This window comes from Streptomyces sp. NBC_01775 (assembly GCF_035917675.1).
Taxonomy (GTDB): Bacteria; Actinomycetota; Actinomycetes; order Streptomycetales; family Streptomycetaceae; genus Streptomyces.
The window spans coordinates 1,622,098-1,638,652 of the sequence record NZ_CP109104.1 but is presented as its reverse complement, the minus strand read 5'-3'; the positions used below and the strand labels follow the sequence as shown (position 1 = coordinate 1,638,652).

At 70.6% G+C, this 16,555-nt stretch carries 16 protein-coding genes; 5 read left to right on the top strand and 11 right to left on the bottom strand.

The genetic code is table 11. The annotated features are described in order from the left end of the window. Window positions 1–48: 48 nt before the first annotated feature. Window positions 49–939, top strand: a complete 891-nt coding sequence (locus OHB04_RS07555; RefSeq protein WP_326807094.1) for a helix-turn-helix domain-containing protein — start codon at window positions 49–51, stop codon at window positions 937–939. Window positions 940–1,003: 64 nt separating this feature from the next. Here the strand turns inward: OHB04_RS07555 and OHB04_RS07550 are convergent, their stop codons facing one another. From OHB04_RS07550 to OHB04_RS07540, 3 genes are all read right to left on the bottom strand, one after another. Continuing rightward, complete coding sequence (locus tag OHB04_RS07550; protein ID WP_326686922.1) at window positions 1,004–1,981, bottom strand: SDR family NAD(P)-dependent oxidoreductase; 978 nt, start codon at window positions 1,979–1,981, stop codon at window positions 1,004–1,006. Window positions 1,982–2,249: 268 nt separating this feature from the next. Next, complete coding sequence (locus OHB04_RS07545; RefSeq protein WP_326686921.1) at window positions 2,250–3,374, bottom strand: FAD-dependent oxidoreductase; 1,125 nt, start codon at window positions 3,372–3,374, stop codon at window positions 2,250–2,252. Between the two features lie 312 nt (window positions 3,375–3,686). Next, a complete protein-coding gene (locus OHB04_RS07540; RefSeq protein WP_326686920.1) occupies window positions 3,687–4,586 on the bottom strand; it encodes a LysR family transcriptional regulator in 900 nt (299 codons plus the stop codon). Window positions 4,587–4,756: 170 nt separating this feature from the next. Between OHB04_RS07540 and OHB04_RS07535 the strand changes: the two genes are divergently transcribed. From OHB04_RS07535 to OHB04_RS07525, 3 genes are all read left to right on the top strand, one after another. Further along, window positions 4,757–5,650, top strand: a complete 894-nt coding sequence (locus OHB04_RS07535) for an oxidoreductase (protein ID WP_326686919.1) — start codon at window positions 4,757–4,759, stop codon at window positions 5,648–5,650. A gap of 468 nt (window positions 5,651–6,118) precedes the next feature. After that, entirely contained in the window at window positions 6,119–6,697 is a 579-nt protein-coding gene (locus tag OHB04_RS07530) for a carboxymuconolactone decarboxylase family protein (RefSeq protein WP_326686918.1), read from the top strand. Next, window positions 6,694–7,560 (top strand): RNA polymerase sigma-70 factor, encoded by an 867-nt coding sequence (locus OHB04_RS07525; protein ID WP_326686917.1) that lies wholly within the window; start codon window positions 6,694–6,696, stop codon window positions 7,558–7,560. The genes OHB04_RS07530 and OHB04_RS07525 overlap by 4 nt, the downstream gene beginning before the upstream one ends. 651 nt (window positions 7,561–8,211) lie before the next feature. Here the strand turns inward: OHB04_RS07525 and OHB04_RS07520 are convergent. From OHB04_RS07520 to OHB04_RS07495, 6 genes are all read right to left on the bottom strand, one after another. Continuing rightward, on the bottom strand, window positions 8,212–9,297 hold the full coding sequence (locus OHB04_RS07520; RefSeq protein WP_326807093.1) for an aldo/keto reductase: 1,086 nt from the start codon (window positions 9,295–9,297) through the stop codon (window positions 8,212–8,214). A gap of 214 nt (window positions 9,298–9,511) precedes the next feature. Beyond that, window positions 9,512–10,504 carry a hypothetical protein gene (locus OHB04_RS07515; protein WP_326807092.1) on the bottom strand — a complete coding sequence of 331 codons (993 nt, stop codon included), beginning with the start codon at window positions 10,502–10,504 and terminating at the stop codon, window positions 9,512–9,514. A 142-nt stretch (window positions 10,505–10,646) separates the two neighbouring features. After that, window positions 10,647–11,507 carry an aldo/keto reductase gene (locus tag OHB04_RS07510; protein ID WP_326686914.1) on the bottom strand — a complete coding sequence of 287 codons (861 nt, stop codon included), beginning with the start codon at window positions 11,505–11,507 and terminating at the stop codon, window positions 10,647–10,649. Between the two features lie 56 nt (window positions 11,508–11,563). Continuing rightward, window positions 11,564–11,920: an aldo/keto reductase gene (locus OHB04_RS07505; RefSeq protein ID WP_326686913.1), complete on the bottom strand. Its 357-nt coding sequence runs from the start codon at window positions 11,918–11,920 to the stop codon at window positions 11,564–11,566. 4 nt (window positions 11,921–11,924) lie between these two features. Continuing rightward, on the bottom strand, window positions 11,925–13,175 hold the full coding sequence (locus tag OHB04_RS07500; protein ID WP_326807091.1) for an MFS transporter: 1,251 nt from the start codon (window positions 13,173–13,175) through the stop codon (window positions 11,925–11,927). Between the two features lie 355 nt (window positions 13,176–13,530). Continuing rightward, window positions 13,531–14,409 carry a helix-turn-helix transcriptional regulator gene (locus tag OHB04_RS07495; protein WP_326686911.1) on the bottom strand — a complete coding sequence of 293 codons (879 nt, stop codon included), beginning with the start codon at window positions 14,407–14,409 and terminating at the stop codon, window positions 13,531–13,533. A 242-nt stretch (window positions 14,410–14,651) separates the two neighbouring features. On the opposite strand from OHB04_RS07495, the gene OHB04_RS07490 reads away from it, so the two are divergent. Next, window positions 14,652–15,773, top strand: a complete 1,122-nt coding sequence (locus OHB04_RS07490) for an FAD-dependent monooxygenase (protein ID WP_326807090.1) — start codon at window positions 14,652–14,654, stop codon at window positions 15,771–15,773. A gap of 30 nt (window positions 15,774–15,803) precedes the next feature. On the opposite strand, the gene OHB04_RS07485 is transcribed toward OHB04_RS07490, so the two are convergent. Further along, the gene (locus tag OHB04_RS07485) at window positions 15,804–16,049 is read right to left on the bottom strand and encodes a hypothetical protein (protein ID WP_326686909.1); all 246 of its coding nucleotides are present in this window, start codon (window positions 16,047–16,049) and stop codon (window positions 15,804–15,806) included. 45 nt (window positions 16,050–16,094) lie between these two features. After that, complete coding sequence (locus OHB04_RS07480; RefSeq protein WP_326686908.1) at window positions 16,095–16,502, bottom strand: hypothetical protein; 408 nt, start codon at window positions 16,500–16,502, stop codon at window positions 16,095–16,097. Window positions 16,503–16,555: the final 53 nt, after the last annotated feature.

Sequence of the window (16,555 nt, the reverse complement as noted above, 5' to 3'; positions counted from 1 at the left end):
AGGACTGGCCCCCTCACAGGCCCGGCCCTCGGTGTCAGACTTGATCGCATGAGCAGCGAACTGGGCGATTTCCTCAAGGCCCGGCGCAGGGAGCTGAGTCCCGCGGCGGCCGGCCTCCCCGACGACGGACGGCGACGGGTTTCGGGGCTGCGCCGGGAGGAAGTCGCCCTGCTGGCATCGGTCAGCCCCGACTATTACGCGCGCTTGGAGCAGGGGCGCCGACGGGCCTCCGAGCCGGTGCTGGAAGCCCTGGCACGCGTGCTGCGGCTCAGCGAGGACGAACGTGCGTATCTCTTCGGTCTCTCGGGCAAGGACGCCGGCCGGCCGCGTCGGCGGCCCGCACAGCGGGTCCGGCCGCAGTTGCGGCAACTGCTCGACGATCTCACGAACACCCCGGCCCTCGTCCTGGGCCGGTGCACCGACATCCTGGCCTGGAATCCGCCGGCCACCGCGCTGTTCACCGACTTCGCGCTTCTTCCGGCCGAGCAGCGCAACTTCGTACGCCTGGTGTTCTGCGAGCCGGCGGTGCGGGCCCTGTATGCCGACTGGAACTACATGGCGCGGGCCTGTGTGGCGCAGCTGCGCATGGAGGCCGCCCATGACCCGGCGAATCCACGGCTGACAGCGCTGGTAGGGGAACTGTCGGTGCGGGACGCCGATTTCCGGGGGTGGTGGGGCGATCACCGCGTGGCCATGCGGACCGCGGGCACCAAGGCCATGCGCCACCCGGTCGTCGGCGAGCTCGCCTTGGAGTGGTCCACGTTGACCGACGCGGCCGACCCGGACCAGCAACTCATCGCCCTGACCGCCGCACCCGGCACTTCCTCCCACGACGGACTGCGCCTTCTCGCCTCCTGGACCGCTGCCGCACCGCGCGTCTCCCCGCACCCCGTGAGCGGCTCCGCCGACACGCCAGGCAGTCGCGATCAGACTGCTTGATGCGCCAGGGCGCGGCCAGGAACTCTCCGGCGGCCAGTGGCAGCGCGCCACAGCCGAGCGTTCGCTACAGAGGGCCGGGGCCCAGGCCGAGGCCCAGGTCCGCGTCGATGTCGGCCAGGTCGCAGCTGATCTCCCACAGGCGTTCCGCGAGGGCGGCGTCCTTCAGCAGTTCCCAGACCGGCTCGGCCCGCGGCCTGCCGCGCAGCCCGAACACCCGTGGCCCCCACAGCCCGCCGCCCGTCACCTCCGGGTCGAGGACGGCCCGGACGGCGGGCCACGCTCCGGCGTCCTTGCCCTGGACGAGGAGACCGGCGGGCAGCCCGCCCAGTGTCTGCCCGAAGCCGCGCTCGTGCACCGGCGGCCGTGCGGGGGTGAGCGAGTCCAGCGCGCCGCCGGGGTGGGCCACCACGCTGAGCACCGTGCTGCCGACGGCACGCAGACGGCGGTCGAGTTCGAGGCCGAAGTACATCTGCGCCAGCTTCGAGCGACCGTAGGTGCGCTTGGGGCGGTAATCCCCGGCGGACTGCGGATCGTTGAGGTCCAGCCGCTCGGACTTCGCCGCGAAGCTGCCGACCGTGACGATACGGGCGGCCGGTGCGGCCGACAGCAGCGGCGCCAGCCACCTGGTCAGCGCGACATGACCGAGGTGGTTGGTGCCGAACATCAGCTCGTGGCCGTCCTTGGTCTCCTGGCGCGGCGGATCGTCGAGCGCCACTCCGGCGTTGTGCACGACGGCGTCGAGGCGCGCCGGCCCCAGCGCGGCCAGCGCGTCCGCCGAGGACTTGAGGGACCCCAGGTCGGCCAGGTCCAGCGGGAGATGACGCACCTGGGCGCCCGGGACGCGGGAGCGCAGGGAGACCAGCGCCGCTTCGGCCTTCGCCGCGTTCCGGCTGCCCAGGACGACGGTCGCGCCCGTCTGCGCGAGCTGCTCGGCGACGAAGTAGCCGATGCCCGCGTTGCCGCCGGTGACCAGGAAGTTCTTGCCGTCGGCACGCGGCAGCCGGTGCACGCTCCAGGGCCGGGACGCGGATACAGCGGGCACGGTGACTCCTCAAAGCAGGGGCCGGAAGCAACCGGAGAAGGGGCAGAGCGAGGTGGGGCGGGCCGCCGGCCGTCGGCGCCGTCCCGCCCCCAAGCTCGCACCCCCCGCCGACACACCGCCGACAGCCTCCCGACAGGCCACGTCGGAGGGAGCGGCCGACGGTCAGGGAGCGGCCGACGGCCGGCAGCCGCTGCCGGTGTTCTTGGGACCGGCCTCGGCCAGGTCGCTCATCACGGAGGCACCCCAGGGCCGGGTCCGCGCTCGGCAGTCAGGAAGGCTGGACCTCGTCGAAGAGGGCGAGGGCTTCGGAGGGGTCCGGGCTCACGAGGCGTTCCAGACCGGCCGTCGTGATGTTCGCCCACCTGCCGGCCCGTGCCCACATCTGTTCCTCGAAGGCGCGGACGGCCTCGTCCAGATCTCCATGGCCGGGGGCGGCGGCGATGGACTCGGCGAGTTCGGCGCCTTCCAGCATCGCGAGGTTCGCGCCCGCCCCCAACGGGGGCATCAGGTGGGCGGCGTCGCCCAGCAGCGTCACCCCCCAGACGTGGGTCCAGGTGTGGGACACGGGCAGGACGTAGAGGGGGCGGTGGACGAAAGCGGTGCCGTGGCGGAGGAGTTCGAGGACGGGAGCGGCCCAGCCGTCGAACAGAGCCAGCAGGCTCGATCGCACGGCCTCGACGTCGGCCAGGTCCAGGTGCGTGTGCCAGTCCAGCGGCGCGCGGAACTGGGCGTACACCTTGACGTGGCCGCCGCTGTTGCGCTGGGCGACGAGCGCGCGGTTCACGCCGTACACAGCCACGGAACCGTCGCCGACCAGCCGGGCGAGGTCGGGGTGGCGGGTATCGACGTCGTCCAGGGAGGTCTCGACCAAGGTGACACCGGTGTACTGCGGCGTCACGGACGAGACCGCCCGGCGGACCCGGGACCAGGCACCGTCGGCGCCGATCACGAGGTCGAACGTCTCCTGCCGCCCGTCCGCGAAATGGACCAGCACGCCATCCCGGCTCTCCGGCACCACCTCCGTCACGACCCGCCCCCACTGAACGTCCAAAGGCCCGAGCAACAGGTCACGGAGTTGCCCGCGGTCGATCTCGGGGTTGGCCCGCTCACCCGGACGAGGTTGCCAGTCGCGGAGGACGGTCCCGTCCGTGTCCAGGATGCGCATGGCCTGCCCCTCGGGACGGGACAGCGCCTGGAACTCCGCCAGCACCCCCGCCTTCTCCAGCGCCAGCTGGCCCAGCCCCTCGTGCAGGTCCAGCGTGCCGCCCGCGGGACGGGCGTCGCGGGCGGGATCGCGTTCGAGGACGGTGACAGGGTGACCATGACGGTGCAGGACTCGGGCGAACGTAAGGCCGGCGGGGCCGCTGCCGATCACGGCGATACGGGGTCTCATGCCGATCAACGTACGGCCCCTCACCGAGCCGGTCCCGCCCCGTCACCGAACCGAGACGACGGCGTGAGCCGGCGGCTGGGTCAACGGTGAAGCGTCCATCGTGCGCGAGGCGATCGGCCGGTGGCGGGCCCAGGGGTGGATCGAGGCCGACCCCACGACCGGATCGGGCGCCGCCCGGACCCCGACCCTGGACACCTGCGCGGTGACCGGCCGCGCACGGCTGTCCTGCCGCCGGGCGGAGGAGAGCCCGGACGACACCGCGCTCCGAGCGACATCGCCCCAGGCCGGCGATATCAGTCGCTTTCGCGGCCGTTATTGCCGCGCCCCCTCCAAAGCGGCGGCGAGTTCGCGTACCACCTCGGCGAAACCCCGTACGAGGGTGCTGCTCGTGCCCTCGTACCAGGCCAGGGCGACCCTCAGAGGCTCGACGTCGGTGAGCGGGACCCAGGACAGGTCGGGGCGGGCGTAGTACAGGGCCATGCTCGCCGGGGCGAAGCAGACCGCGGTGCCTTCGGCGACCTGCTCCAGCATCTCCTCGACGTTGTCGTTCTTCGGACCCCAGTGCGGTGCCGAGCCGTCCGGTCTGGGGTTCACCGCCCACCAGTCGACCCAGTCGCGCGGTGCCCGCTCCGTCCACAGCAGCGGCTCGTCCTTGACGTCCAGGATGCCGACGCCCGTCCGCGCCGCCAGCGGGTGCCCGACGGGCAGGCCGACGACCCGGGGTTCGGTGTGGACCACCTCGGCGTGCAGGTCGGTGAGGTCGGCGGGCAGCCAGACGAAGGCGACGTCCACCCGGCCGTCGCGCAGGGCGGCCGATTCCTGACCCCAGTCGAAGCGCTTCGGTTCCACCCGGACGCCTGGATTGCGGCGGGCGAACTCGGCTCGGGCCCGGGTGGTCAACTCGCCCGCGCCGCTTGCCTCGAAGCCGACCCGAAGTACCGCCTTCTCCTGGCACCGGTGGCGTTCCGCCGCGGCGAGGACACGGTCCGCCTGGCGTACGGTCCGGCGCGCTTCGGCCACCACATCGTGTCCGGCGGGGGTCTGGGTCACGCCGCCGGGGTGCCGCTCGAAGAGGGGGACGCCGAGTTCCGCCTCCAGCTTCCGCAGCGCGTACGACAGGGCCGGCTGGCTCACGTACAGTCGCGCCGCCGCCCGGCCGAGGTTCCCCTCCTCGGCGATCGCCACGAGATAGTTCAACTGCCGTAGCTCCATGGGGAGAGCATAACCAGCGGCGATAATCGCTCTTTATGGAAGTGTTTGATCTTTGTCTTGGACGGCGGGGCCGTGCGGCGGCCTTAATGGAGACGCACGCCGGGACACCGCCTCGGCCGTGTTCGCCGGCCGGCGCCCGGTCGGCTTCCGGAACCACCCTGGAGATCCCCATGAGCGACGACGCCCGCACCGCTGCTGCCCCCGCCGCCACCCCCACCCGCTCCGCGACCGGCAAGGTCTGGCTGATCACCGGCGCCAACTCCGGTTTCGGGCAGGCGATCACGCGGGCGGCCCTCGCCGCCGGTGACACCGTGGTGGCCGCCGTCCGCCGCCCCGGGTCCCTCGACGGACTCGCCGCCGCGCACCCCGGCCGCGTCGTCCCCGTCGCCCTCGACGTCACCGACCCGGCCCGCATCACCGCCGTCGTCGCCGAGGTGATCCTCTGGTACGGGCGGATCGACGTACTGGTCAACAACGCCGGCCGGGGACAGGTAGGCGCCGTCGAGGAGACCACCGACCGCGAACTCCGCGACCTGATGGACCTGCACTTCTTCGGCCCCGCCGCGCTCACCCGCGCCGTACTCCCGCACATGCGCCGCCAGGGCTCGGGCGCCGTCGTGCAGATGAGCAGCATGGGCGGCCGGTTCTCCTTCCCCGGCGTCGGCCCCTACTCGGCCACCAAGTTCGCCCTGGAGGGGCTGTCCGAGGCGTTGGCCCTGGAAGTCGCCCCGCACGGGATCAAGGTGCTGGTCGTGGAGCCGGGGGCGTTCCGGACCGGGTTCGCCGGCGGCGGTGCGCTACAGCAGTCGGCGCCCCTGGACGCGTACGAGGAGACGGTCGGCCCGGTCCGTGCCGGGCTCCCGGACAGCGACGGCAAGCAGCCGGGGGACCCCGAGAAGGCCGCCGCCGCGATCCTGACCGCGCTGGCCGCCGAGGAGACCCCGCTGCGACTGGCCCTCGGCAACGACGCCGCCGACGCCATCGCCGCCCAGCTGAAGTCCGCCGGCGAGGAGGCAACCGCCTGGGAGGCGGTCAGCCGGGGCACCGACTTCGACGGGGAGTGAGGGGAGCGGGCGCTCAGGTCCCGGCGGCCGGTCCCGGAGCGCTGAGGCGGGACCGGGAAGAGCCCCCTGCCGGGAGACCGTCTCGCCGGGAGCTGTGGCGGCCCCGGCGGCCTCCGCTTCCGACTCCGACTCCGCGTCCGCCTCTGCGTCCGCCTCTGCGCACCGCCTCCGCGCACCGCCGGTACACCCCGCCGGCTCCGTCGACTGCCCTGCGTGGCAGATGAGTGGAAAGTGACTCAGTCGTCGGTCGGTCAGCTCAACGAGATGCGCCAGCGAGAGGGAACGACGACCACAGCGGTCACGCCGCGCGACATGTCCGTTCGCCGTAGCCGTACAAGAACTTCGCCGTAGCCGTACAAGAACAGGGCCTTCTACGCGCGGTGGCGATGGTGGGTGTCACATTCGCGGGCTCGGCGGTGTCTTCATGGCAGACCGGCAAGCGGCCGGCAAACGTCCAAGGAGGACACCATGGCGCCACGCGTTCCCAAGGCGGAGCTCGCCACCGGGCTCAGCGAGAACATGATCAAGCAGTTCGGTGCCGTGCCCGAACCCGCCGAGGTGCTGTGGCACAACCCCAAGGTCGCCGAGGCATCCATGGAGTTCGGAGGCAAGGCGGGCGAGTGGGACGCGGCCGATGAGAGCCTCAAGTCGTTCGCGCACATGGCCGTCGCGGCACAGGTCGGTTGCGGCTGGTGCCTCGACGTCGGCTACTTCCAGGCACAGAACCAGAACCTGGACATGACCAAGGCGAGCCAGGTGCCGCGCTGGCGGGAGTCGGAGGTGTTCACCCCGCTGGAGCGGGACGTGATGGAGTACGCCGAGGCCATGACGAACCTGCCGCTGACCGTCACCGACGAGCTGTCGGCGCGTCTGCTCAACCGGCTCGGCCCGGCGGCGATGGTCGAGCTCACCGCGTTCATCGCCTTTGCCAACTTCGCGACCAGGAGCAACACGGCCCTCGGGATCGAGTCGCAGGGCTTCTCCGCCGCGTGCGAGATTCCGCTGGCCACGCGTCCTGAGAAGTCCGGCGTGGCGTCGACGGCATGACCGAGGACCCGTTCGTCGCCCATCGCAGCCTGCTGTTCACGGTCGCCTACGAGATGCTCGGGTCGGCGGCCGACGCGGAGGACGTGCTACAGGAGTCCTGGCTGCGGTGGGCCGACATCGACCGCTCGAAGGTGCGTGACCCGCGGGCGTACCTCATCCGGACCGTCACCCGGCAAGCGCTCAACCGCCTGCGAACGCTGTCGCGCAGCCGCGAGGAATACGTCGGCGAGTGGCTGCCGGAACCGCTGCTGACCAGCCCCGATGTCGCCGAGGACGTCGAACTCGCGGAGAGCGTCTCGATCGCGATGCTGACCGTGCTGGAAACGCTCGGGCCCACGGAACGGGCGGTGTTCGTGCTCCGCGAGGTCTTCGAGATGCCGTACGGCGAGATCGCCGAGGCCATCGGGAAGTCCTCGGCCACGGTGCGGCAGATCGCGCGGCGGGCACGCGAGCATGTGGCGGCCCGGCGGCCACGGGTGCGGGTGAGCCGGTCGGAGCAGCAGGCCGTGGTGGAGCGGTTCCTGGCCGCGTTGCGAACCGGGCAGTTGCAGGAGCTGATGGAGGTCATGGCGCCGGACGTGATCCTGGTGGCCGACGGCGGCGGGATCGTGGCCGCCGCCCGGGTCCCGCTCCACGGTGCCGAACTGGTGGCGACGTTGCTCGCGCGCGCGAACCGGGTGGTGGCCACGTTCGAGACGAGGCCCGTGTGGCTCAACGGCGCCCCTGCGGGCCGGATCGAGATCGACGGCGAGCCGGCTGCGGTGAGCGTCGTGGTGGAGAACGGGCGGGTCACCCGAATCTTCGTGGTCCGAAACCCACAGAAGCTGACACGGCTGGATGAACCGGCAGACCTCGCCAGATAGTCCGCTGCCGCTGTGACGTCGTGAGTGGCCCGGACGGTTTCAACCGTCCGGGCCACTCACGACCGCACGGTGGCCGGACGTTGAAGCAGAGCTGGGGAACGCCTCCTACCTGTACTGGCGCCAACCGCACAGTTCCCTGTCAAGTCGATGTGTTCACGTCTTGCGCCTCCGCTGTGTGGTGGCGTGCGGTGGTGTGGCCGTCGAAGGAGTGGGACGGCCACCCAACGGTTCGAACGAGCAGCTCCTGTCAGGTCGACCGCGCCTCGTCCACCGGCTCGATGTAGGCCGCTTAGATGAAAATTGGTGAGATTCGCCGTCGCCGAGCATGTTCCCGATGCGAGTGGGTCTCAGTTCTTCCCTGAGATCCCGATGTTTCCACTTTCCGAGATTCTTCCAAGCCGCGCGCAATTCTCAATTGTTCTGGGATGTGGTCGTCCGCCATCTTCTCGTCTGTCGACGGCTCGAATGCCCCTACGAAGTAGCCCGCGCCGTTCTGAAGTCGCCCTGAATGAGCATCCCTGGACTGATTTGGACTGCCGCAAGGCTCTCGCAGAGTTCTCCGTCATCCTGGTCGGACAGGTCCCGCTGCGGACTCCGGCCCGAGAGTTGGCGCCCTCCTGACGGTGAGGGCGGGACGCTGGCCGGGACCGGTTATGCGTGACCGAGTGGTGCGTCGCTTCCGCCGGCGATGAGATTGGCTTGGGCCTTGCTGCCTGTGAAGTCGCGGGAGCGTTGTGCTGTGCCGAAGCCGCCGTAGGGGTAGCCGCCGTGCTGGGGTGCGCTGACGGTGTCGAGGGCCGCGGTGGTGTCGGCGTTGAGGTGCAGTTCGGCCGCGCCGAGGTTTTCGGTGAGGTGGGTGAGGGTGCGGGCGCCGACGATGGGGGCGGCAACGGAAGGCTGGTCGGCTGCCCAGGCCAGGGCGACCTGGCCGGGCGTGGCGCCGATCTCGCGGGCGATGCGGACGACCGTGTCGATGGTGTGCCAGTTGCGGTCGGAGGCGGCGTACTCGGCGCAGACCCACTGGTACAGCTCGTCGTCAGAACCGGCGCGGGTGTCGGGATCGGGGGTGGCGCCGCGCTTGTACTTGCCGGTGAGGAAGCCGCCGGCGAGGGGGGACCAGGGCAGCAGGGAGACCTGGTTGTGCAATGCGGCGGGGATGACCTCGTACTCGCTCTCCCGGGACAGCAGACTGTACTGCTGCTGGAGGGACACGGGAGCGTGGGTACCCATCTGCTGTGCTGTGGAGAGGGTGAGCTGGAGCTGCCAGCCGGTGAAGTTGGACAGCCCCACGTAGTTGATCTTCCCGGCGTGGACGGCGTCGTCGAGGAACGACAGCGTCTCCTCGATCGGTGTCAGGGGGTCCCAGGCGTGGATCTGGTACAGGTCGACGTGGTCGCGTCCGAGGCGGCGCAGGGAGGCGTCCAGTGAGCGGCGCAGCTGTCGGCGGGTGGAGCCGAGGCTGTTGACGTCGGTGCCGGTGCCGTAGCGGCCCTTGGTGGCCAGGACGACGCGGTCGGTGACGTCGCTGGGGCGGCTGGCGAACCAGCGGCCGATGATCTCTTCGCTGCGTCCGCCGCCGTAGACGTTGGAGGTGTCGACCAGGTTGCCGCCGGCGTCCACGAATGCGTCCAGCAGCGCGAACGCCTCGTCCTCCGGGGTTTGGACGCCGAAGTACATCGTGCCCAACGCGATGCGGGAGACGGCTGTTCCGGTGTTGCCGAGCTTGCGGTACTCCATGGTGCTCCTTGTCGTTGTGCGGCTCGCGCCGCGGAGGGGGAAGGTCCGCGGCGGGCTTGGGACGACCTGGCGGCTCGCGGTGCCGGCGGGAGACGGTGTGTGGCTGGTGCGGTTCGGGGGGCGGGGGCACCGCCCCCCGAACTAGCCGGACGTCACCGTCTCCGCGTGCGTGCCGACGTGGGTCCTCGACGGACCTCGGGACTTTGCGGACCGCTCAGTGGTGGGGGTGCCCGTTGAGGGCCTTGAGGCTGATGGTTCCGCTCTGCAGCTTCGCGTCGTGGGGTGCCTCGAACCCGGCATCGGCGATGTACAGCTGGTTGCCGCTCACGGCGGTGGTGGTGGGGGAGGCAAGGCCGTCGTCGGCGGTGAGGGCGGTCTGGGTGGTCCCGTTCGGGCGTACGACGGTGACCCGGTCGGTCGGGTCGTTCTGCGCGGCGAAGACGATGTCGGAGCGGTTGTTGAGGAAGGCGAAGTCGTCGAAGTCGGGGATGTCGTCGGCGACGGTGTGGACGCGGCCGGGGTTGCCGTGGGCGGTGACCGGGATCCTGAGCAGGGTGCCCTGGCTGTAGTTGCTCACCCATACGGCGCCCTTGTGGAAGCGGACGCCGTTGACGCCCAGCGGCAGGGAGCCGTCGGGGTCGGCTGCGAGCGCCGGGCCGCTCTGCCAGGTCTTCGCCGGTCCGCCGGAGGTGGGCACGGCCCACACCGTGCCGTTGTAGCTGTCGGCGGAGTAGAGGGTGCGGCCGGCCGTATCGATCGCCAGGCCGTTGGGCAGGCCGTCGGGCAGGGCGGCAAGACGCTGGGGGTGGCCGTGCGGAGGCAGCTTCCAGGTGCCGTTGCGGGAGGCGTCGTCGGAGTCCACGTTGTAGTAGACGGTGCCGTCGCTGCCGCGGGTGTTGCCGGTGATCTGATCGCCAAGGTGTCCGGTTACGAGAGTGGTGCGCTGCCCGGAGGCGGTGATCCGCACCAGCTTCGGGGGCTTGTTCGCGGGCACGCCCAGCATGGACACGGTCAGGGAGCGGTCCGGGTTGACGTTGATGTTCTCGGGCGAGTCACCGGCGGCGAAATCGAACGAGGCCGCGGTCTTCACCTGGGTGATGACTGGCTGCGTCCCTTCCTTTCCAGTGGTGGCGGAGGCGGACGGGGTGGTGACGAGAACAGCCGCCAGAGCGGGGATGGCCGCGGCGCGGGCGAAGCGAATGCGCATGGTGTTGCTTTCCGTGGAAGCGGCTGGAGGACGACACAGCGGTGCCCTGCGTCTCCATGCCGGGTGAAGGCCCCGGCCGGCCGTCTGGCGGCCGGGGAACTGACTGTGGGTGTGGATCAGGTGAGTGCGCAGCGGAGCGGCATCAGGTGTCGAACCGCACGCCGCCGAGCCAGACGACCTTTTCCGGGTCGTGGTGGTCGAAGATCTCGCTGCGGCCGGTGTCCAGGCCGGCGATGCGCGCCATCTCGTCGGCGGTGAGCTCGAAGTCGAAGACATCGAGGTTCTCGGTCATGCGCTCGGGCCGCACCGACTTCGGGATCACGACGATCTCGCGCTGGACGAGCCAGCGCAGGGCGATCTGGGCGACGGACTTGTCGTGGGCGCGGGCGATCTCGACGAGCACCGGATTGTCGAAGAAGCCCTGGCCGCCCTCGGCGAGCGGGCCCCAGGACTCGTGCTGGACGCCGTACTGGCGCATCAGGTCCTGGTCGGCGGTGCGCTGGAAGAAGACGTGCGTCTCGATCTGGTTGACGGCGGGGACGATCTCGTTGTGGGTGACGAGGTCGGCGAGCCGGTCGGGGTAGAAGTTGCTGACCCCGATCGCCCGGCTGCGGCCGTCCCGGTTGAGTTCCTCCAAGGCGCGCCACGATCCGTAGTAGTCACCGAAGGGCTGGTGAAGCAGGTACAGGTCGAGGTATTCGAGTCCGAGGCGCTCCAGCGATCGGTCGAAGGCGGCCTTGGCGCTGTCCTGGCCGTAGTCCTGGACCCACAGCTTGGTGGTGACGAACAGTTCCTCGCGGGGAATGCCGCTGGCGGCGATGGCCCGGCCCACGGCGCGCTCGTTCTCGTAGCCGGAGGCGGTGTCGAGCAGGCGGTAGCCGGCTTCGAGGGCGGCCTCCACCGCCTGCTGAGTCTGGTCTTCGAGGATCTGGAAGACGCCGAAGCCGAGGATCGGCATCTGCACGCCGTCGTTGAGGGTGACCTGCGGGACCTTGACGGTCATGGCTGGAACCTTCACTTTCTGGTGGTTGGGGGCGTCGGCAGTCAGCAACCGCCTGTTCAGCGGTGCTTGAATCCGGGTAGGGCGGACGTGGCGAGGGTGGGCTTCGTGACCGGAACGTCACCAAGGGCCTGATCGACGGCCGCCAGCACGTCGTCCGACAACTGCACGCCGGAGGCGGCGGCGTTGGCGTGGACCTGCTCGGGCCGGGAGGCGCCGGTGATCGCGGAGGCAACCTCGCCGCGGCGCAACACCCAGGCCAGAGCCAGGGTGGGCATGCTCATCCCGGTCTCCTCGGCGATCGGGACGAGGCGCTGGACCGCTTCCAGGGCGGCATCGCTGTAGACGAGGTCCTTCGAGACCGCCATGTCGGCGGAGGCGAACCGGCTGTCCTCCGGCCTGGCCTCCCCGTGCACGAGGTCAGCTCTGCGCCGATGCCGCCTCGCGGTGGGAGGCGGCGAGCAGGCCCAGGGGGATGAGGGCTGCCAGGGCGAAGGCGAAGCCGGTCAGGGAGGGGCCCTTCAGGCCCAGGCCGGAGGTGAGGGCGACGCCGCCGAGCCAGGAGCCGGTGGCGATACCGACCTGGAACGCGGAGGTGGCCAGGGACATGGGCAGGGAGCGGCCGGCTCCGGCGATGCTGACGACCTGGCCGACCACGATGGGGTTGCCCGCGAAGCCGGCGGCGCCGAGCAGCACGACCAGGGCCACGGCTACGACGCTGTTGGTCGCCCACAGCGTGATGGCGCCGAGTACTGCGGTGGTCAGAGCGGCGGTCGGGATCAGCGTGGTGTAGGGGCGTCGGTCGCCGAGGCGTCCGCCGGTGGTGGTGCCGGCCAGGGCGCCGATACCGAAGCCGAGCATCGCCAGTGGCACCACGGAGCTTGCGAGGTGGGCGCGGTCGGTCAGCAGCGGAGCGACGTAGCTGTAGGCGCCCATGATGCCGGCCTGGATCAGTGCGATGGCCAGGTAGACCAGCCACAGGCGGGGGTGCTTGAGCGCGGCCACCTCGTCGCGCAGGGAGCTGTCGCCGCGCGTGGTGTCGGCCGGGATGCGGCGGGCGATCACCACGACGGCGGCTGCGGAGAGCGCGGCGAGAACCCAGAACGGGGTCTGCCAGCCGCCCAGCTGGCCTGCTGCCGTCCCCAGCGGGACACCGGCGATGTTGGCCAGGGTGATGCCGCCGACCATCACGCCCGTGGCGCGGGTGCTGGCGGCAGGGCCGGCTGCGGCGGTGGCGATGACGGCGCCCACGGCCCAGAAGGTGCCGTTGCCCAGCGCGGCGGCGAGTCGGCCGACGACCGCGAGGGCCAGGTTGGAGCTGAGCGCGCTGACGATGTGACCTGCGGCGAAGACCAGCAGCGCGGCGATCAGGGTGGAGCGGCGCGGCAGGCGCTGGGTCGCGATCGCCATCAGGGGAGCGCCGATCATCATGCCGATGGCGAAGGCGGTGATGAGCATGCCGGCGCTGGAGACGCTGATGTTCAGGGCGCCGGAGATCTCCGGCAGCAGGCCAGAGACGATGAACTCGCTGGTGCCCATGATGAAGGTGATGCCACCCATCAGCCACACCACAGACGGCAGCTTGACCTTCCCGGCCGCAACGGCCGTGCTGTCACCCGTGAGCGGTGCGGACGCCGACGTACCCGGCTTCGTGGACGAGGGGGAACTCACTGACGATCCTTTCAAATGAGGTGGCGCGGGCCCCGGTCATCCGAAGGCGGTCCGGCAAAGCGGCGTGCGCGCCGATGGTTGTGCGGGCGAAGCCGTTCGGGCTCCGCCGCAATCCACGAAACCAGCCGGTGAGCGGCGCAGGGAGTCTCACCTGTGAGGGGTAACAGCAGGGATCCCCTCATGCCATGTGCGCGCGTTCGTACACGGCAAATGGGGGTAAACGGCCGCGGCACAGGGCGGGACGGTGCGAAGCCGGAGCTGAGGTGAGACCGGGGGTGGTGGGGAGGCGCAAGGGGCGAAAAAAGACGGCTGAGGGCGGCGCTGGGGCGGGGGCCTGGAGGAGCGCCGGCTGGGGTCAGTGCTCGGTGTCGGCCTGAGAGGCGGCAGCGTCCTGGTTCTGGCTCGCTTCCCAGCTGGCGAGGAGCTTCAAGGCGTCCGCAGCCGGGGTGCCGGGATCAGCGCTGTACACGGTGATGGAGAGCCCCTGCTCACCGGGCAGGTCAAGACTTTCGTGGACCAGCTCCATCTCGCCCACCGCCCGGTGGTGGAACCGCTTGGTTCCCTCGGTGAAGACGTGTACGTCGTGGGCGCCCCACATCCTGCGGAAGGCGTCGCTGCGGGTGGACAGCTCCCCGATCAGGTTCGACAGCTGACGGTCGTAGGGGTTTTTGGCGACCTCGACCCGCAGCACTCCGACGCCGTCGCGGGCCACGCGTTCCCAGTCGGGGTAGAGCCGGGTGGCGCGGGGGTCGAGGAAGACGAACCGGCAGGTGTTGGCGGGCTCCTGCTCGAACACCTCGCTGAGCAGAGCGCGGGCGAGCGGATTGGCCGCCAGGATGTCCATGCGGTTGTTGCGTACATACGCCGGCTGCTCGTGCAGGCCTTCGATGATGCGCAGCACGCTGGGCCGTACGGTGGCCTTCTTCGTACGGCGCCGGGCCCGGGCCGGGGTCGCGCTCGCCGCACGGGCCAGGGCGTACAGGTGATCCCGCTCGGTGTCGTCCAGGCGCAGCGCCTGAGCGAGGGCGTCCAGGACACTCTCGGAGACCCCGCTGAGATCGCCGCGCTCCATACGCGTGTAGTACTCCACGCTCACACCGGCGAGCATCGCGACCTCGCCCCGGCGCAGCCCTGGCACCCGACGGTGCCCGTACACCGGCAGCCCCGCCTGCTGAGGGGTGATCTTGGCGCGGCGGGACTTAAGGAATGCGCTGACTTCGGCCCGATTGTCCATGCGGCCAGCCTAGGGAGACGGCGCGGTCTCTGGGGGTCCCTGTCATTACCCCTCACAGCACGGACTCCCGCCCCCGGGCCCCAGCTGATGTGCTCATCGACTGCCCTGGTCTGCGAGTCCCGGCCGATGCCGCACCGCGGCCGTGGGCGAGCGCACCGAGCAGATCAGTCCTGGGTCATTCGATGGCCAGGTCGATGAGGACCACGTCGCACGCGTGGAGCACCGTACAAGGGAGTATCACCATGAGCACGAAGCCGCGACCAGCAGACGCGGCCGCCCGCAGGCAGGAGCGCGAGGGCAGCGCCGTGGTCGTCGGCGCGTCACTCGCCGGCCTGATGACCAGCCTGGCCCTGGCGCGAGCCGGCATCCACGTCACGGTGCTGGAGCGCGCGACATCCTTCCCCCGCACCGGAGCCGCCATCGGCGGAGTCAGCGATCAGCTGCTGCAGCGCATCACCGGCCGCAGGCACCCAGCGCGACACGCCACCGATCCCGTCACCTGGACCTCCCTCCACGAACACCTGCGCGCGGCCGTGGACGACGCCGCACACATCACCCTCCACCACACGACACGCGTCCGAAGTGTCGGCCAAGATGACAAGCACGCCTGGGCCACCACCGACAGCGGCGACACCCACACCGCCGACGTCGTCATCGGAGCAGACGGGCACCGCAGCGTCGTACGCCACGCCGTGGCGCCCGAGCACCCGCACGCCACGTTCGCCGGGTACGTCATCTGGCTCGGACTGACCCACGAATCCGCGCTCGGTCCCGGCCGCCGCTTCCCGCGCGACGTCGACATCCTCTACCGCGGCGACGACTGCCTCATCGGCTACCCCCTGCCCAGCCCCGAACGCTCTTCCTCCCTTGGTTCCCGGCAGATGGGTTTCGCCTGGTACGACGCGGGCCGCAACGATCTCCTGCGCGAGAAGGGCTGTGTCGTCGGTGACATCGTCCGCCACACCCTCGTCGCCACCCATGTTCCTGGCGCAACGTTGCGCGAACTCGCCGCCGAAGCAGACGATTTGTGGCCCCAGCCCTGGCGCGATGTCATCGCCGACTGCATCCGCCGACGCGCCGTCTTAGGGACCCCGATCGCCGAATACGTCCCCGACCGGCTCGTCAACGGCCGCCTGGCTCTCGTCGGCGACGCCGCGCATGTACCGACCCCGATGACCGGCTCCGGATTCAGCATGGCCGCCGCGGACGCCGATGCCGTCGCCGGAGCCGTCGCGGCCGGACTCGATCAGCAGGTCATGGCACCGGCCCTGGCGCAGTACGAACGGACACGGCTGAGCAGTGTCCGGCGTTCCGTGCAGTCCGGACAGCAGTTCAGCCGATCGTTCGCCGGCCAAGCGTCTTGACCGTGGTGGAGCGAGGCGCATCGACTTCTATCACCACGCCCGCCTCTCCTCGGACGCCGCCGAGATCTCAAGAACCCCAAGATGGCCTTGGCCCAGAATCAGCAGGCCGCCGCCATGCCGACCGGGGTGTTCACCCGCTCCGTCGGCATACGGCTCGCCATCGTCGGAACCGCCCACCACCAAGCCCGCGACCTCGATCTCGGCAACCGGTCCGTCGACATCCTTGCCCGCGTCCAGTCGAGCCGGGCCAAGGACTGCTTTCGCGAGTTCATCCACCGCACCGCAAGGAACTCGGCATCGCCGCGTGACAGCCTGCGCTCTTCAATCGCCGGACGGGCGGAGCGGGATGACGTTGCCATGGGCAGGCTGGTCCTGGTTGTCGGGTCGCCGGAGGATCAGGACCGCTGCGGCGAGGGCCATCTGCTCCGCTCGATGCCGGGACTCGGCCTCGGCAGCCCGGGAGTCCTTGAGAGCTTCCTTCAGGCGGACAACCTCTTTACGGAGCCGCCTTCCGACTTCCGGCGTCTGGGGCGTTTCCGTACGCACCCGCGCGTAGAACTCCTCCTTGAGGTCGGCGTGGCGCTTGTGCAGAGCCATGCGGTGAACACCGGCCTCTGCGGCGAGCGCGACCACCGTGAGGCTGCTGTTGGAGCAGGTGGGCTGGCCGGCGAGGAAGCGGTCCATGGCCGTGCGGATGCGGGAGCGTTCGTCCTCGTGCTGCTGGTTCATGCGATGGCCTCCTCGGCGAACTGGGCGGCGGAGTCGTGGGCGTCGGCGAGCGC